This is a genomic window from Sphingomonas benefaciens, from assembly GCF_052907485.1.
This window is the reverse complement of record NZ_JBREIC010000006.1, coordinates 15179-30880: the sequence shown is the minus strand read 5'-3', so window position 1 is coordinate 30880 and position 15702 is coordinate 15179. Positions and strand designations below refer to the sequence as shown.

Below are 15702 nucleotides of genomic sequence, written 5' to 3'. Positions count from 1 at the left end.
GTAGGCGGCGGTCGATCATAGGGTATCCGTCAGGCTGCAAAGGGGAGAAGGCGGTGAGGGGTCGGGATAGGCGCCTTTCGCGTCGAGGCGTTGGCGCTCAGGGAATCGGGGCCAAGCGTGTCCCGGCGTGCCCGTCACGATGAAGCGGGACCACAAGCCTTGCAGGTCGGCTGTGCCCAGCCGCGCGTTGCCGAAGATGAAGGAAAGCTCGCGGCCGTGCGCGGTCATCCCCCCGTCCGGCGCGCCATCGAAGACATACTGCCACACCGGTGCGCCCCGCGCGGCGGCAATGGCGGCGAAGCGCTGCGCGGGACAGGCGAAGGTGGCATCGGTGGCGATGCGCTGGTCCACCGTGCCGGCGCGCGGATCGGCGGCGGGATCGTTGCCACCTTCGATCCCGTAATATGCGCGCGCCTGCGGTTCCGCAGCGCCGTAGCTGCGCGCCAGAAACGCGTCACGCCAGCCACGGCCACCGGGCAGATCGAGCTCGAAGACGTTGGTGCCGATCAGCAACGGCACGGGGCGCGCCGTGCGGAGGAGTTGCGCGGGGCTCGCCGGCAGAACGCTTCCGTCGATCGTGGTGCGAAGCCACATATAATCGTCGGAGGTGAGCCAGGCATCGTGCAGCTTCAGGTCCGCCGCGAGCAGCGCGTTGGCGGACGCGCGGCGCGGGTCCACCCCGCCCAGCAAACCATCGAGCTGGTCGCCGATCCGCTGTGCTTCCGCCAGCGGACGCCAGGCGATGCCGAACCCCGGCGTGCCACTACCCATGATGGCTTGCGCGAAAAGGCCTCGCGCGGCGGGCGCAGCCTGTAGCAGCCCCACGTCCTGCGCTCCCGCGCTTTCACCCATGATGGTGATGCGCGCCGGGTCGCCGCCGAAGCGCGTGATGTTGTCCTTGACCCAGCGCAACGCAGCCATCTGATCCATCAGGCCGTAATTGCCGCTCGTCCCGCCGAAACCGCGATGCGACAGAAATCCGAAGATGCCCAAACGATACCGGATGCCGACCACCACGATGCCCCGCGCGACCAGGGCGGAGCGGATCATCTCTCCCGGCGAGCCGGCGCGATTGCTGCCGCCATGAATCCACACCAGCACCGGGCGCCGTCCATCGAGCGAGGAGGTGCCGACGTCTACGGCCAGGCAATCCTCGCTGCCGATGACGTGATCGTGATGGTTCCAGCCGTAATCGTTCTGCAGGCAGGCGGATGCTTCGCGCGTCGCTCCCCGCACGCCCTGCCATTTCTGCACTCGCGCAGGCGCGCGCCAACGTAACTGTCCTACCGGCGGCGCGGCATAAGGGATGCCGCGGAACAGCAGGCGGTCGACGGTCCGCTCCCCCTCCACCTGCCCGCCGGGAACGGTCACGCGCGGCGGCGCTGCCGGCGTGGCGACCGCGGCGGCGAGCGCCAGCAACAACGCCCCAATCATCGCGCGGCCAGGTTCCAGCCGCGCAGGGTGACGCGCGGGGCGCGCGCCTGCGAGGCGGGGAAGCGCACGGCCACCGTCCGGCTTTCACCCGGCAAGAGCGACAGGTAATTGTCATCGTAATAAGCCGGCAGGATACGCTCCCCCTTGTCGTCGACCAGGGTCAACTTGATCGCGAGCGCCGGCACGCTGCCCGTGTTGCGCAACGTCACCTCCATCCGCCGCTCGGCAGCATCCGACACGGGCGCGGCCGCCTTCAGGTCCACCGTTGCCGGCGCCATCGTCGTGAGCGCCCGGTAATCGGCGGGGGTCCGCCCACGCCAATAGAAGTTGCTGCTCACCGGCACGCCCGTCGCCTCGGTCAGGCTCAGTTGCACGAGAACGGCTGGGCTGGTCGCGAACACCTGCTCCAGCGGCACGGCGGAAAGCGGCGTCGCGCGGTTGGCGAGCGCATCCACGCTGTCCGTGCGAGTCCACAGCTCGCGCCCATCCAGCCCCAGGACGCGGGTGACGACGCGCAGGCCCGGTCGGTCCTGCTGGGTCGTGTTGAGCACCACCAGCTCGTTGCCGGGCAGATTGAGCTGGACGTGCAGCGGCTCTGCCGCCTTCTTCGCGCCGTAATAGGCAGCATGGGTGTCATAGTCGGACGAATAGATCTGCCATGCGTTCGACGGCCAGGAGGGGTGCGTCATCCACAGCAGCCGCCCGGAATTCTTCGTCCAAAGATGACCGAGGAAGCCCTCGTACATCGCCTTGTGCGTTTCGAGGTTCATCATCTGCGCCTTGCGCTCGAAATCCTCGAAGCTGGTCGCAGGTCCGAACATCGTGTCGAGCGCGGCCATGAACGTCTTGGTGTCGCCGTTGCCGCTGAAATGCCAGTCGTGATAGGCCAGCACGTCGCCCAGCGGCCAGCGATCTGCCGCCGGCACGTAGCTCTTCACCGACTCCAGCGTGGAAAGCGACGGCGTGCCCGTCTCCACGGAGAAGCCGGTGGCGAGGTCGGTAAAATATCCCTCGATCGGGCGGTAATTGTAAGGGCCCGAGCCTTGCAGGTTGACGGTGTTCGAGCTGCCGGTGAACCAGCGTGTTCCGTCGAGTTCGAACACCGCCTTGTCCAGTCCCTCGTTAAGCGTCGGATAGGGGACGCCCTCGTTGCGACCGAACCACAGGATGATCGACGGGTGGTTGCGATAGCGCGAAATCGTGTCTCGGGCATTGGCCAGAAACAACGTAGGGTCTTCCGGCTCGATCTGGAAATTTTGGGTCGATTGCCAGAAATCATTGAGCACCATCATGCCGTTTTCGTCGGCCAGGTCGAAAAACTCGTCCTCGTTGTTATTGCCCATCCAATTGCGGACGATGTTCATGTGCGCTTCGCGTTCCAGACGGAAATAGGGCGCAAGTCGGTCTCGGCTGACGCGCTTCAGGGCATCGTCCATGCCCCAGTTGCCGCCGCGCGCCGCGATCTTCACGCCGTTCACGCGGATCGTCAAATGCGGCTCGGGCAGCACCTCGGCCACCGGAGTGACAGCCGGGGACGTTTCACCGGCGAGGGTCAGCGACTCGACCCAGCCCTTGGGCGACTGCTTGATCGCCTCGTGCCGCACGTCGATAAGCCGGGTGCCGGCCAGCGCGCCGTTGGTGGGCTGCACGTTGACCCGGCGCAGCGCTCCTGCGTGATCGAACAGCGACAGGTCGTAGCTCACCTCGCGGATGCCGAAGCGCGTCTGCTTGCGATCGCTCACCGCCTGCCCGTCCAGCAGTTCAACCGACAGCTCGTGCAAGGCCGGATCGCCATAGCCGTTGGGCCACCACAGCTTGGGATTGGTGACCGCGAGCTGCCGGTATTCGGCGGGCGTGAAGCGCACCTCCGTCTTGCCCGGCGCCACGGTGAGCGTTCGCTCGACGCGGACATCGTCAAAGCCCGCGCGAACGGTGACCGTGCGGGCGGCGTCGCTGTCGTTGGTCACCGGCACGGTCAGGTAGATGTCCGCGCGATCCGTTCGCGGCAGCGGCAGATCGGAGACGACCTGCGGATCGCCGATGCGCACGTCCCCATGCGCTTCCAGCTCGACTGGTCGCCAGATGCCGGTGTTGCGATCGCGGATGCCGGGGATCCAGTCCCACCCTTCGGTCGCGACGAACGTGGGCCCGTCGATTGCGAGCTGGCCGCCGTTCTCGCCGACGCCTGCCTTCACCGACTGCTCGTGCGGAATGCCTGGATGCGGCGGCGGCGAGACGCGCACCACGAGCGTGTTTCCGCCCGCCTGCGGCGTGATGTCGAAACGCCCTCGAATGAAGGCGCCCTTGGTCTCGCCGAGCCGCCGGCCGTTGAGCCAGATTTCGGCGGCATAATTGATGCCGCCGAACACCAGGGTCAGCCGCTTGCCCTGCGCGGCGGCCGGCACGGTGAACCGGGTGCGATACCACCAATCCTGCCGCGACAGGCTTTCGGGGATCCTGAGGTTGTTCAGGCCGTAATAAGGGTCCGGATACACGCCGCGATCCACCAGCGTGGTGAGCACCGTGCCCGGCACGGTCGCCGCACGCCAGGGGCTGCCGTCATCGCTCCCGCTGCCCGACAAGGTCGCACCGTCCGCCCTAACCTCCGTCGCGGACGCGAGCTGCCAGCCGTTGACCTGCCAGCGATCGGGGCCGACCGGCGCCAGCACGGGACTGTTAGGCACCGGCTTTGCCACCGGCCTGGAATAGGCATCACCGCGCGCCTGCGGCAGTGTCCAGGCGTCCTGCTGCCGCGTAAGGCCGATATTGGCCTGCTTCTGGAACGGCCAGCCGACGCCGACCTGCCACATCTGCACCAAAGCGAAATCGGGGCGCGCTCTGGCCCTTGCGCTCAGGTCCCTGGCGGAGAGAGCATCCGCTTCCGCCCGGACGTCCACCAAGTCGCCTCCGAAGTGGGCCTGCTCGGGCAGCACCGGGCCGACCGACAGGCGGGCCCGAACTGCTGCCGCGGCCGCTTGCCCCCCTCCCACGCGCCGCCCGTCGACGAACAAGGTTGCGGTGCGCCCGTCCGAGCTCACGGCGACGTGGCTCCATTGGCCGGTAGGCAGTTCCGCGCCGCTCGTCAGGCGCGCGGTACCGTCGCGCAAGGCGGGGCGGCCATTCTGCAACACGAGAACGCGTGCGCTACCTGCCGGATCGCCGAGCGCCACGAGCGCGACCTCGCCCGCTTGGCGCGCTGCCGGGCGGACCCAGGCGGAGAGGGTGTAAGGCGCATGCGCTGCGACCAGCGTCTCGGCGCCCGCCAGATCCCGCTCGACGCCGATGCCGCCAGCCAGAAGCGTAACGTTGAACGGGCCCGCCGGCAGCGACACGGGGCCTGCGCTTTCCTGCGCCGCGGCCACACCCGCCAGGCCTGCCACGCCGCTCAGCAGTGCCGCTCCCATGATCCTGCGCTCGCGTCCGATCATCATCGCTTTCATTCCTTTCAAACCGCGGCCTGATTCGTGGCAGCGCTGCGCCGGTCGCCCGCCGGATCACGAGGCGTCATCCGGCCGACGAGCTGGCCAAGCGCACGGCGCCGGGTTTCTGGAAACAAGCGCCACACTAGAACCGATTGAACCAGCATGAAGACTGCGAAGACCCAGAACGGTGCCGCCCGATCCCCAACCGCCAGAATCGGAAACATGAGCGAAATGACGGCGTTGGCCGCCCAGTGCGTCGCGCTGCCGAGCGCCTGTCCGCGCGCCCGCACCGCCGCCGGGAAGATCTCGCTGAGATACACCCAGATCACCGCGCCCTGCGACAAGGCGAAGGCGATGATGAACAGCACGAGCAGCGGCAGCAGCCAGGCGGCCGCCAGCCGGTCGGAGAACACCAGCGCGACCCCGACGAGCGCCGCGGCCGTCACAATGCCTCCGGCGATGAGCAAGGGGCGGCGGCCGATCCGGTCGATCAGACCGATCCCCGCCATCGTCCCGAGCAGATTGGCAAACCCGACCGCGATCGCCCGCGCGTCGGCCGACAGCCCGCCGAAGCCCGCTGCGGCGAAGATGTCGTTCAGATAATACAAGATCGCATTGATGCCCGACAGCTGGTTGAACAGCGCCAGCAGGACGGCAAGCACGATCGGGCGGCGGTGCACCGACCAGGAAAGGCGCTGGCTGCCATCTTCAAGCGACTGGGCCGTGGCGGGTTCCGCCAGGCCCAACCGCTGCGCTACTTCTTCCGCTTCCTTCCGGCGGCCGCGCATTCCCAGCCAGGCGGGGCTTTGCGGAACGCCGAACAGCAAGACGAGGAACAGCATCGCCGGCAAAGCGGCCGCCGCCAGCTTCAGGCGCCAGGCGATTTCCGCCGGCGCAACCTGACCGATCAGCGAGTTGACGAAATAGGCCGCGAGAATCCCGAACACGATGTTGAACTGAAACAAGCCGACCAGCCTGCCGCGGCGATCCGCCGGGCTGATCTCGGCGATGTAGACGGGCACGAGGACCGACGACGCGCCGATCGCCAGGCCGCCCAGCAGCCGGGAGACGAAGAACGTCCACGGCCCGGCGGCCACCGCGCAACCGATCGCAGAGAGAAGATAGGCAGCAGCTACGAGTCTGAGCACGGCGCGCGCACCGTATCTGTCGCCCGGCGCCCCGGAGAACACGGCGCCGGCAAGCGTTCCCCACAGAGCTGCGGACACCAGCGTGCCCACCATCGCCGGACCGATCCGCCAGGTTTCGTGAAGGGCGGCCGTCACGCCCGAGATCACGGCGGTATCGAAGCCGAACAGCAATCCGCCGAGGCTCATCGTCGCCACGGCACGCACGTGGAAGCTCGCGCTCACCGCGCAGCCATGGGAAAACGGCGTAGGAAGGCGTCCCGCGAGACGAGGCCGGTGGCGCTACATGCATGACCTAACACAAGCACCTTCCCTCTTCCTGCGCAGGGAATCTCCGCTCCCGATCTTTTCTTTAACTCAAAATATTTAATCGTCAACGAGGTGCGACCGCCTGGCCCTGCCATCCACGTCCCCGGTATCGCCCGATCTGAAACCCGAGAAGAATAGGGCAAATTGCATTACCATTTGCCAAGGCCGGCAGGTCCGGAAACTTTTCCGGCCTTTCACCAATGCGGCGCCTCTCGCATGCCGGCTGTTGAACGGAAAAACGGCACGTCAGTTGTCAGACGTGGAGGGATTGAAATGGCAGCCAGGTAGGCGGTGACGCGTCCCGCGCTTTACAGGGCAGTTCCGCTGTCGGGTTGGCGATATCGTCCGCAAGCGATGCGCAATCGACCAGCATTGTCCTCGTCCAGACCGGCATCGGGCGGCTCCTCGAACTCTTTCCGGATCGCAGCAGCGCGCCCGAACTGGCCGACGAATTTAACTGCCGCGCGGCCCTCGAATGGGCGCGGATCCGCGATTTCCTGCTGCTTCAGTATCGGGCGAACCGGCGGGGTTGGCGAGCCGCTATGGGATGCGGCTCGCACGCTGGCATTGCCCGACCCGCTCGCGCGCAAGATCGCGCTGTTCCGCGCACGCGGCAACTTCATCCGCTATGAAACGGGAGCTGTTCCCGGATCCGAGCTGGCTTTCCATGTGTGCCGGTCTCGTGCTGCTCCCGCCCGCCCGCGATCCGCTCGCGGATCATTTCACCCCGAACGAGCTTGGCGGAGCGATGGCTCAGATGCGCGAAGGGATCGCGCGCGGTGTCGCCGGCGCGCGTTCCCATGCCGATTGGATCGCTGCGCTTTGCGCCATGCCGCGCAGGGGCGCCTGGCACCCTCAGGCCTTGGCGCCGGCGGCGAACTGGCGACGGATCGCGTTGCTGCGTTCGACCAAGGCGGGGCCAAGCGGCCGCGCATCCCCGGGGGCAGGTGATCCATCGCCCGCCCGGCATCCTCGTCGAACACCATTAGGTCGAACCAGTGCCGCCAGGCCGCGCGGTGCGCGGGCGGCAGGTCGCGCAGTCTTAGCACGGCATGGAGCAGTGCGGCGTTTCCCACCAATAGCTCATCCTGACGTTTACGCCGTCGAGCGCCTCGACATCGTGCCACCACAAGGGCGGTATGAACAACGCGTCCCCCGGCCCCAGTTCGGCCATGACCGCGTGTTCCAGTGCGGTCGCGAAACGGGGATAGCGCTCGAAATCGGGATGGAGCAGGTCGACCATGCTGACCGGGGGGCCGGCGATGGTGAAGTGCAATGGCCCGACGTCGAGGTTGTCGACCTGCTCCGGCGGAAAAAGGGTAAAGCGCCGCCACCCGCCGATCACGATCGCCACGTCGGCGCATTCGTCGAAATGCGTGTTGGTAAGCGTCCGGCTGCCGACGCAGATCCGCGGCGCCGCTTCATCGATCGGAAATGGAAGCGGGTTCTCGTCCAACCAGTCCGGCAGGTTGGTTCCCGCTGCCGCGGCGCCGGCGTACAGGGCCTGGGGCGCGTCCACCGTGCGCAGGCGCAGCAGCTTGTCCAGCAGCGCGCTCAGCGGCTCAAAACGCTTTGGAATTTGCAGCCCGCCATCGCATCGGGGTAGAAGAACCGGCAGCCAATCTCCGGCGGGCCGATCAGCACCTCGACCGGGCGCCCAGCATCGAATTGCTGGAGATAGCGGACCAGCGCCTCGTCCGGCTGCGAGGCGGCCAAAACGGACGGCTAACCCGCAGCTAATCCGCGCCTCACCACGGGACGTTCGCTCGCGACAATTTCCTCGCGGAAGCGATCAGGATCGACCGGACCGCATTCGGCGATGGCCGGAATGGTTGACGAACTGTCCATGCGCGCTCTTTCCTGCAACCTATGGCAGCTTAATCGCAGCCGGCGCACCGGAGCAGAAGGCCGTTGCCCGCGTCACGCCGTTGCATCGAGCGCCAAAGCGATCGGGCCGAGCGGACCGGCAAGCGCACCGAGCCCCGGCGGCGTCACCAGTCCGCGATCCGGCAGGGTGAGATAGCTGCCGATGAGCGTGCGCACTCGCCCGTCGATCCGCGTGATCAGCTCCGGGCGATCCGAGAGCACACCGCCGCCGAGCAGAAGACGACGCGGACCGGCGGCGCAGATCAGCGCCTGCGCCATCTGCGCCAGCGCTTCCACCACCGTGTCCCAAACCGGATGGTCTGACCGCACCTGTGAGCCATCGATGCCCAGACGCGCGGCAATGGCGGGCCCGGAGGCCAGCCCCTCCACGCAGGCGCCATGATAGGGGCAGTTGCCGCCCCAGTCGTCGCTGGCGAGCCGGGCCACATGCATGTGCCCGGCCTCGCAATGCCCCAGTCCGCGCGTCGGTCGGCCGTTCACGATCAGCCCCACGCCTACACCCGTGCCCACCGTGACATAGGCGTAATCGACGAGATCCTTCGCCGCGCCCCAGCGGCCTTCCGCCGCAGCCGCACCATTAACGTCGGTGTCGATCGCCACCGGCACGCCAAAGCCATCAGTCAGCGGCTGAAGCACGGCGGCATCGCGCCAGCCGCGTTTCGCCGTGGCGGTAATGTACCCGTAGTCGCCGGCCGCAGGATCGAGCTGGAGCGGGCCGAACGAGGCGATGCCGATCGCATCGAACCCGCCCGGCTCCCACCAGCCACGCAGCGCCGCCTGCAGCGCCGGCAGTGTCTCGTCCGGAACCGTGGTGGGCACCTTGACCTGCTCGATGATCTCGCCTTGTGCAGTGGCGAGCACCGCCACGCATTTCGTCCCGCCGAGTTCAACCCCGGCGATTCGCCTTGATCCGTTCATCTCATTCCCCCTCACCGGCAGCGGCGCGCAGCCTGAACTGAGTCCTTGTCATATTCGCCGGAAAACGCCGGGGTCATCAGCCGCCCCGCCCGGCGCTGCTCACCACCGCGGCAATTCGTCGCGGGTGAGATACCGGTCGGAAGCATAATAGCGTGCGAGCAGTTCGGGCGTGTTCTGGGCCGGATCGGTCAGCCAGCGCGTGTGCCAGGTCATGAACCAGAGCCAATCCGCCTTCGGACCCAGCTTCGCGGGATCGGGAACCGGGCCGTTCTCGTGCAGACAGATCGGCACGGTGTCGTGCACGATCGACTTTACCTGTTTGAACATTTCCGACAGATTGCCGTGATCTTCGGCATACAGGTCCGCGCCCGCGACATCGACATAGCCGCGGCCCGGATAGTAAAGGCGATCGACATTCTGCCCGGCCCAGCCGCAGACCCAGATCAGATTGTTCAGCCCGCGCGACCGCGTGAAATATTCGTATTGAAGCCGCCACAAGGCCTTGAACGCATCGGGCCCGTGCTTGCCCCACCAGAACCAGTCGCCGCTGAACTCGTGGAAGGGCCGCCAGAGAACGGGCACCTTGCGGTCGCGCAGCACCGTGAGCAGGTCGGCGACATGGGCCATCTGCCGACCCATGAGGATGTTCTGCCGCGTACCCGGCGTCAGCGCCTTGGCGACGTCGAAATCCTTTTTCGAATTCTCATAGCCCGTGCCGATATCGGGCGCCCCCCAATGCCAGCAGATGGTGGCGATGCCGCCCGCCCGATGCCACGCCGTCGCGCGCTCGTTCACCCCCGCCTCGTCGCTTGGCTCGATGTAGTCGAGACCCAGGAGGGCGGGCAGCTTGCCCGTGACCTTCTGCAGATAGTCGAGCTCCTGGCGAGGGCCACCGGGCGTAAAGTTTTGCTCCTGCTGGCCGGTCAGCGTGTGCTGGCCGTAGATCGACCAAAGATAAGCATAAAGCGCCTTCGCTTCCGGCGAGGCGTCGGCGTTGCTGAGCGCGCGCGCGGCGGGGCCCGCCTGTGCCTCGGTCGCCTTTGCGGAAGCGGCGTATCCGCCCAGGCCAAGCGCCGCTGCGCCGCCCAAGGCTTCCCGTCTCGTTATCTGCATGCCCCTCCCCCTTTCCAGGCCGCCATGGTGCGATGGCGTGATCACTTGTTCCCGCAGGTTACCGGCCCTGGCGGTGCGCTAAGGATCTGCACGCCCGAAATGTCCACCCCGAGCGTGCCGGTCGTCGCGATCGCGAACGGCGTGCCTACCTTGGCCATGTCGACCCCCTGATCGGCGAAGCAGCGCAACGGCACCGCGAGCTGGCGCCAGTCGGCCGCGGCGGAGCGGAGCGCGCCTGCGATCGGCACGCTACCGGTCCTGCCGCCGGCGATGCTCAGCGTCACGTCGCCCGCCGCGGCCTGCGTCACGCGATAGTCGATCAGGAGGCTCAACTGCCCGTTGGATTCCCGGGTGATGTCGATCGGCTCGGCTTCCACGATGCTGGCGCTGCCCGCGCCGGCGAAGGAAAGGCGCAGGCTGTCCTCCTGCCCCGATCGGTCCACGCGCGTCTGGCGCACCGCGCCGCTGGTTACCAACCGCGCACCCGGCACCAGCCGACCGCGCACGAACAACGCATTCTGATTGACGCCGGCTGCCTTCGGCTTGCTTTCATCCAGCGGCGGAACGACGCGCGTCTCGCCGTAGGTGAGGCCGTACCCGAACGGGAAGAGCGGATCATAGCCGGGATCGCGTCGGTTTAGCACATATTGATCCAGCCGCCGGGGCCAGCTGAAGCTCAGCTTGCCGCGGAAGTCGTGCGCCGGGCGACCGTCGGCCTGGGCAAGCAACACGTCGGCAACCCCGCCACCCTCGGTGCCGGGAAGAAAGGCGGCGACGAATGCGTCGGCGGCGTTGATCTCCGGATTGACCCACATCGGGCGACCCGACAGAAACACCGCCACGGTGGGGATGCCCGCCGCCCTCAGCCGCTTCAGCAATGCCAGATCGGACTTGTCCTCGGGGCTATATTCCAGCGTAGCCCGGTCGCCGGTGAATTCCGCATAAGGCGTCTCACCGAACACGACCACGGCGACATCGGGCTTGCGGGTGTAGCGGCCATCCGTCGCAAGCGTGGCGCTGCCGCCGGCGGCGCGGGCCGCCTGCGCGATACCGGCATAGATCGACTGCCCGTTCGGAAAATCGGCGTTCGTCACGCCCGTTCCTTGCCAAGTGATCGACCAGCCGCCCGACTGCATGCCGATATCGTCCGCACCCCGCCCGGCGACCAGGATGCTCGCGGAGGGCTTGATCGGCAGCACGCCGCCATTGTTCTTCAACAGCACCAGCGACTCGCGTACCGCCTCCCGGGCGATCGCGCGGTGCTCGGGCGCGCCGAGCAGGTCGAACTTGCCCGCTAGCGGCCGCGACGAGGGGCGGCCGGCATCGAACGTGCCCGCCAGCACCTTGACGCGCAGGATACGCCGCACGGCATCGTCGAGGCGATCGGCGGGGATTGCGCCGCTCTTCGCCTCGCGCAGCGTGTTGTCATACAGCTGCTTCCAGCCTGGGCCCGAATACATGAACATGTCGAGGCCGGCATTGATCGCGGCGGGGCAATCCTCGTTGGTGCAGCCGGGCACCTGCCCGTGCGCGTTCCAGTCGCCGATGGTGAAGCCGTCAAAGCCCCATCGCTCCTTGAGTACCCCGGTCAGCAGGCTCTTGTTGCCGGTCATCTTCTCGCCGTTCCAGCTCGAGAAGCTGGGCATTACCGTCAGCGCGCCCGCCGGCAGTGCCGTCGTATAGCCGGCGGCATGTACGTCGCGCAGCACCGCTTCGGACACGCGCGTATCGCCCTGGTCGCGCCCGCCGGTACCGCCGTCGCCCAGGAAGTGCTTTACCGAAGAGATGACATGGCCGGGCTTCATGAAATCCTGGCCCACCGTGCCCTGGATGCCTTGCACCATCTCGCCCGCATAGCTGGCGACCACCGCCGGATCTTCCGAATAGCTTTCGTAGGTGCGCCCCCAGCGATCGTCCTGCACAACCGCGACGGTCGGCGCGAAGCTCCAATCGATACCGGTCGCCGCCGTTTCCGCGGCCGTCGCCGCACCGATCTTCCGGATGAGCTGAGGATCGCGCATCGCTCCCAGGCCTATATTGTGGGGGAACAGCGTGGCCCCGACGATGTTGTTGGCGCCGTGCACCGCGTCCGTCCCCCAGATCACGGGGATTACCGGCCGACCGTCGGAGCGCTTCACCGATGCGTCGTAGAAGGCATCGAACAGCTTCAGCCACTCCGCCGCCGGAGCGAATTCATCATTGTTGGGCGCCGAGTTGCCACCGTTCAGGATCGAGCCGAGCTTGTATGTTTCCAGATCCCCGGGCGTGATGCTGGCGATATCGACCTGCAGCAGTTGGCCAACTTTATCCTCGATCGACATGCGGGACAGGATCGAGTCGACCCGCGCTTCCACCTTGGGATCGCGCTGGCGACGCATCTCGAGCTGCGGCCATGTATCGGGATGGGCGAGCGGCGATGCGGCAGATGTCGCTCGAGTCTGAGCGCGCGGCTGCGTCAGAGCGGGCACGGCCGCCCCAAGCGCCAACGCGCCAAACATGTAGAGTCCCGCCCGCATTTTCCTCTCCCACCGCTTTCTACCGGCTAGCCGTATGAACCTCTTACGCTCGCCGCTGTCAATAATTCCTATTTTGTTTTATTTTATGCCTGGTGATGCGGGGGCGGTTGCTGGATGGCGATTGAATTGGACATGATGAGACGGGTGGTCGAAGAGCGGACGGGTAAGGCGTCGCAGACCCGGATGCCGACAACAGGAGGCTCGACCAACGCTATGCTGCTGCTAAGCGGGCGATCAGATACCGCAATGGTGCCGGATCAACGCGATGCCCGACTTTCGCGCAGTCTGTCCGGCACCAATCTCGTCCGCGCCGGCGACTATAATCAGCGCACGGTACTGCAGGCCATTCGGCTGGCACCTGGCACGACACGGGTAGACATCGCGCGCCAGACGGGGCTCACCCCGCCGGCGATCGCCAACATCACCGGCCGCCTGACGGAGGCGGGTCTCGTTCGCGTCGTCGGCCGGCGTCAGGGCGGGCGCGGACAGCCGGCGCTGCAACTGGAGGTCGAACGCAACGGAGCCTTCGGGCTCGGGCTCAACATCGATCGCGATCACTTGACGTTGGCGACGCTGGATCTGGCCGGTGACGTGCGTAGCCGCGTCACGCGAGAAACGACGTTTGCGCGGCCCGACGATGTGGTCCGCTTCGTGCAGGAGGAACTCGATGGCGCCATCGCCTCGGGCGGCGTTCAACGCGACCGGATTATCGGTTTGGGGATTGCTATGCCCGACGATCTTGGTCGCATCGCGCTTCCGCATCAGCCGAGCGGGTATGAGGCATGGACCGACGTCGACATACGCGAATTGTTTGCGCCTACCCTGCCCTGGCCCATTCATTGCGATAACGACGCTGCGGCCGCGGCGCTGGGCGAGGCGGAGTACGGGGCCGCGTTCGAGGCACCCAGCTTCTTCTACATCCTCATCAGCGCTGGTCTTGGCGGCGGGGTGGTGATCGATCGGAAATACCATCGCGGCGCCACCGCCCGGTCGGGGGAAATCGGGCTCATGCCGGACCCGGCATGCGGGCCGGGACGGACGGTTCAGGACACCGTCTCCGTCTCCGCCCTGCTGGCGCGGCTGGAAGACGCCGGGCTGCCGGACCCCTCTCTCGAGGCGGTCGCCTCCGGCTCCGAGGCGGTCGCGCCCATCGTATCGCGTTGGATCGATGACTCCGTACGGGCCCTCCTTCAGCCGCTCACCGCGATCAATTGCCTCATCAACCCGGATGCCGTGCTGATCGGCGGCCGCCTGCCCATGCCCGTGATCGAACGCCTGTCCAAGGCGCTGACGGCGGCGCTGTCCGCGCTTCCCCTACCCTCGCGCGCGCAGATCATGCCGGCGGTCATGGCCCAGGACGCGCCCGCCATAGGCGCGGCGATCCTGCCGTTCCTCGACCAGTTGCTGCCATCTGACGCCATTTTGATTCAGGCGGGCCGATAAGCGCGAGCGAACGCAGCCAGGAGAGATACGCCTTGTCAACGATCCGGTTCAGCAAAGCTGGATCGATGCGGCGCCGGCCTGACACACCGAGGAGCGGATTGCGCTCGCGCTCAAGCAAGCGAAGACAGGTGTGAAGGGGCGGCGGTGATCTGCCGGATGGGTATGGCCGAACCGCCTCCTCGACAGGCTGCTTTCCGCTAGGCCATCTGCCGTAATTTTTGATAGCAGCGCTTTATGCCAAGAGTGATCATCGCCGATGACGTCAGGCTGCCAGCGGCAGCGCTGTTCGGCACTCGCCTCAAGCGACTGCGTCGGGAGCGCGGATTGACGCAAGCGCAACTCGCCGAGCTGACGGGAAGCACCGCTCCATATGTCTCGCAAGTCGAACGCGGCTACGCAAACCCGACGCTTGATGTGATGGCAAAGCTCGCGGAAGCTGTGGGAGCCAAGGTCTGGGACTTACTGAAGCCGGATGATGACTAGGGATTAGGTCACTCCATAATGTACGACGATTACATCCAAAGTCGGCATTGTTCCCCGGCCATCAAGATCTTACCTTATGCGAATAGTTAGGGTCTTTATCAAATCGCGAGGTCGCCAGCATGGCTGGCTTATCGAGCATGGGCGGCAACGAAATAATGCCATTGCGAAGCCGCTTCGGCCTGCGTCTCAAAGCAATCGCGGCGGAATCCGGGCAGTCGCTCGCAAGTTTGGCGACGCGCGCTAATCTGAAGCCGGAGCGCTTGGACGACATCCTACGCGGCACCGCCGATTGCGTCACCTTATGCGAGATGGCCGCTCTTGCCGAGACCTGTGGCGCCTCGCTCTTCGAGCTTCTTGCGCCTGGTACTGCGGCTCGGATCGTATCGTTCGAGGAAGTTGAACAAGGTCGATCGCGATACCCCTAGCGCTTGCGCAACGTCGGTTGCGGTTGCGCCTGGCCGTTCGAGCTTGGACTTGATCTCAGGGAGGTCATCGGGAGCAAGCAGGCGTTTGCGTCCGCGCGACGCCGTTTCGGGATGTGTCTTCAGGCCGTGCAGGTAACGATGGTGATCATCGAGCGCGGTCACCAAGGCGTGCAGCTTGTCGTCGGGCGCAGGATTTATGACGATGCCTGCCGAAACGATCTCGAAGATGATGCCGTTTCGAAGCAGCCGTTTGATCAAACGGATCAGTGTCGCTGTCGAAAGCGCGATGCACGTGAGGTCATAGACGACGACCCGGTCGCCCGCCTCCAGCCTGACACCGCTGCGCGCGAGAAGATCGCCGAGCTTGTTGAAGCTCTGGCGACCGGCCAGCACGATATGCGCGTCGGGGCTCACCGCCGCCCGTTGAACCTCGATCGTTGCCGATCCCTGGCATTCCGCGAGGAACGCGACGGTTTTGCTCACCTCCCTGCCCCTCCCTCGCTGGCGATCAATCCCCGTCCCCCAAGGTCCGAGCGGTGAGGTCAGTAGGTCATGCACAGCCATCGGGCAACTCGACGGCAACCGGTCGCGATTAGCGGGCGTCGCC

The 15702-nt window shown here is 66.4% G+C and carries 13 protein-coding genes; 3 read left to right on the top strand and 10 right to left on the bottom strand.

Features of this window, described 5'->3' with window-relative positions:
- Positions 1-15 precede the first annotated feature (15 nt).
- Genes ACU5AX_RS17095 through ACU5AX_RS17085 form a run of 3 tightly spaced genes read right to left on the bottom strand, consistent with a single transcriptional unit; the run spans position 16 to position 6226 of the window.
- The gene (locus tag ACU5AX_RS17095; protein WP_017980749.1) at positions 16-1422 is read right to left on the bottom strand and encodes a carboxylesterase/lipase family protein; all 1407 of its coding nucleotides are present in this window, start codon (positions 1420-1422) and stop codon (positions 16-18) included.
- Positions 1423-1430: 8 nt separating this feature from the next.
- Complete coding sequence (locus tag ACU5AX_RS17090) at positions 1431-4865, bottom strand: glycoside hydrolase family 2 (RefSeq protein WP_026151873.1); 3435 nt, start codon at positions 4863-4865, stop codon at positions 1431-1433.
- 14 nt (positions 4866-4879) lie between these two features.
- Entirely contained in the window at positions 4880-6226 is a 1347-nt protein-coding gene (locus ACU5AX_RS17085) for a sugar porter family MFS transporter (protein ID WP_017980747.1), read from the bottom strand.
- 416 nt (positions 6227-6642) lie between these two features.
- On the opposite strand from ACU5AX_RS17085, the gene ACU5AX_RS17080 reads away from it, so the two are divergent.
- Positions 6643-6942 (top strand): tryptophan 7-halogenase, encoded by a 300-nt coding sequence (locus tag ACU5AX_RS17080; RefSeq protein WP_081609167.1) that lies wholly within the window; start codon positions 6643-6645, stop codon positions 6940-6942.
- On the opposite strand, the gene ACU5AX_RS17075 is transcribed toward ACU5AX_RS17080, so the two are convergent.
- The 6 genes from ACU5AX_RS17075 to ACU5AX_RS17050 form a co-directional block, all read right to left on the bottom strand.
- Positions 6930-7112 carry a hypothetical protein gene (locus ACU5AX_RS17075; RefSeq protein WP_051163865.1) on the bottom strand — a complete coding sequence of 61 codons (183 nt, stop codon included), beginning with the start codon at positions 7110-7112 and terminating at the stop codon, positions 6930-6932. The genes ACU5AX_RS17080 and ACU5AX_RS17075 overlap by 13 nt on opposite strands.
- 240 nt (positions 7113-7352) lie before the next feature.
- Positions 7353-7829, bottom strand: coding sequence for a cupin-like domain-containing protein (locus tag ACU5AX_RS17070; RefSeq protein WP_051066264.1), 477 nt, complete (start codon positions 7827-7829; stop codon positions 7353-7355).
- 35 nt (positions 7830-7864) lie between these two features.
- Positions 7865-8026, bottom strand: coding sequence for a hypothetical protein (locus ACU5AX_RS17065; protein ID WP_196795655.1), 162 nt, complete (start codon positions 8024-8026; stop codon positions 7865-7867).
- A 204-nt stretch (positions 8027-8230) separates the two neighbouring features.
- Positions 8231-9115: an ROK family protein gene (locus ACU5AX_RS17060; protein ID WP_024310681.1), complete on the bottom strand. Its 885-nt coding sequence runs from the start codon at positions 9113-9115 to the stop codon at positions 8231-8233.
- Positions 9116-9214: 99 nt separating this feature from the next.
- Positions 9215-10228 carry a glycosyl hydrolase gene (locus ACU5AX_RS17055; RefSeq protein ID WP_156002740.1) on the bottom strand — a complete coding sequence of 338 codons (1014 nt, stop codon included), beginning with the start codon at positions 10226-10228 and terminating at the stop codon, positions 9215-9217.
- A gap of 41 nt (positions 10229-10269) precedes the next feature.
- Entirely contained in the window at positions 10270-12726 is a 2457-nt protein-coding gene (locus ACU5AX_RS17050) for a glycoside hydrolase family 3 protein (RefSeq protein ID WP_156002737.1), read from the bottom strand.
- A 231-nt stretch (positions 12727-12957) separates the two neighbouring features.
- Between ACU5AX_RS17050 and ACU5AX_RS17045 the strand changes: the two genes are divergently transcribed.
- On the top strand, positions 12958-14187 hold the full coding sequence (locus ACU5AX_RS17045; protein WP_020486660.1) for an ROK family transcriptional regulator: 1230 nt from the start codon (positions 12958-12960) through the stop codon (positions 14185-14187).
- Positions 14188-14421: 234 nt separating this feature from the next.
- Positions 14422-14670 carry a helix-turn-helix domain-containing protein gene (locus tag ACU5AX_RS17040; protein WP_017980741.1) on the top strand — a complete coding sequence of 83 codons (249 nt, stop codon included), beginning with the start codon at positions 14422-14424 and terminating at the stop codon, positions 14668-14670.
- A 299-nt stretch (positions 14671-14969) separates the two neighbouring features.
- Here ACU5AX_RS17040 and ACU5AX_RS17035 read toward each other — a convergent pair whose 3' ends face one another.
- A complete protein-coding gene (locus ACU5AX_RS17035) occupies positions 14970-15578 on the bottom strand; it encodes a hypothetical protein (protein WP_017980740.1) in 609 nt (202 codons plus the stop codon).
- Positions 15579-15702 lie beyond the last annotated feature (124 nt).

What these genes read in the sequence shown, in the direction of transcription:
- ACU5AX_RS17040 (WP_017980741.1), top strand. Translation starts at nt 14,422, where the DNA reads ATGCCAAGAGTGATCATCGCCGATGACGTCAGGCTGCCAGCGGCAGCG.
- ACU5AX_RS17090 (WP_026151873.1), bottom strand. Translation starts at nt 4,865, where the DNA reads ATGATGATCGGACGCGAGCGCAGGATCATGGGAGCGGCACTGCTGAGC.
- ACU5AX_RS17060 (WP_024310681.1), bottom strand. Translation starts at nt 9,115, where the DNA reads ATGAACGGATCAAGGCGAATCGCCGGGGTTGAACTCGGCGGGACGAAA.
- ACU5AX_RS17045 (WP_020486660.1), top strand. Translation starts at nt 12,958, where the DNA reads ATGCTGCTGCTAAGCGGGCGATCAGATACCGCAATGGTGCCGGATCAA.
- ACU5AX_RS17055 (WP_156002740.1), bottom strand. Translation starts at nt 10,228, where the DNA reads ATGCAGATAACGAGACGGGAAGCCTTGGGCGGCGCAGCGGCGCTTGGC.
- ACU5AX_RS17050 (WP_156002737.1), bottom strand. Translation starts at nt 12,726, where the DNA reads ATGTTTGGCGCGTTGGCGCTTGGGGCGGCCGTGCCCGCTCTGACGCAG.
- ACU5AX_RS17075 (WP_051163865.1), bottom strand. Translation starts at nt 7,112, where the DNA reads ATGGGAACGCGCGCCGGCGACACCGCGCGCGATCCCTTCGCGCATCTG.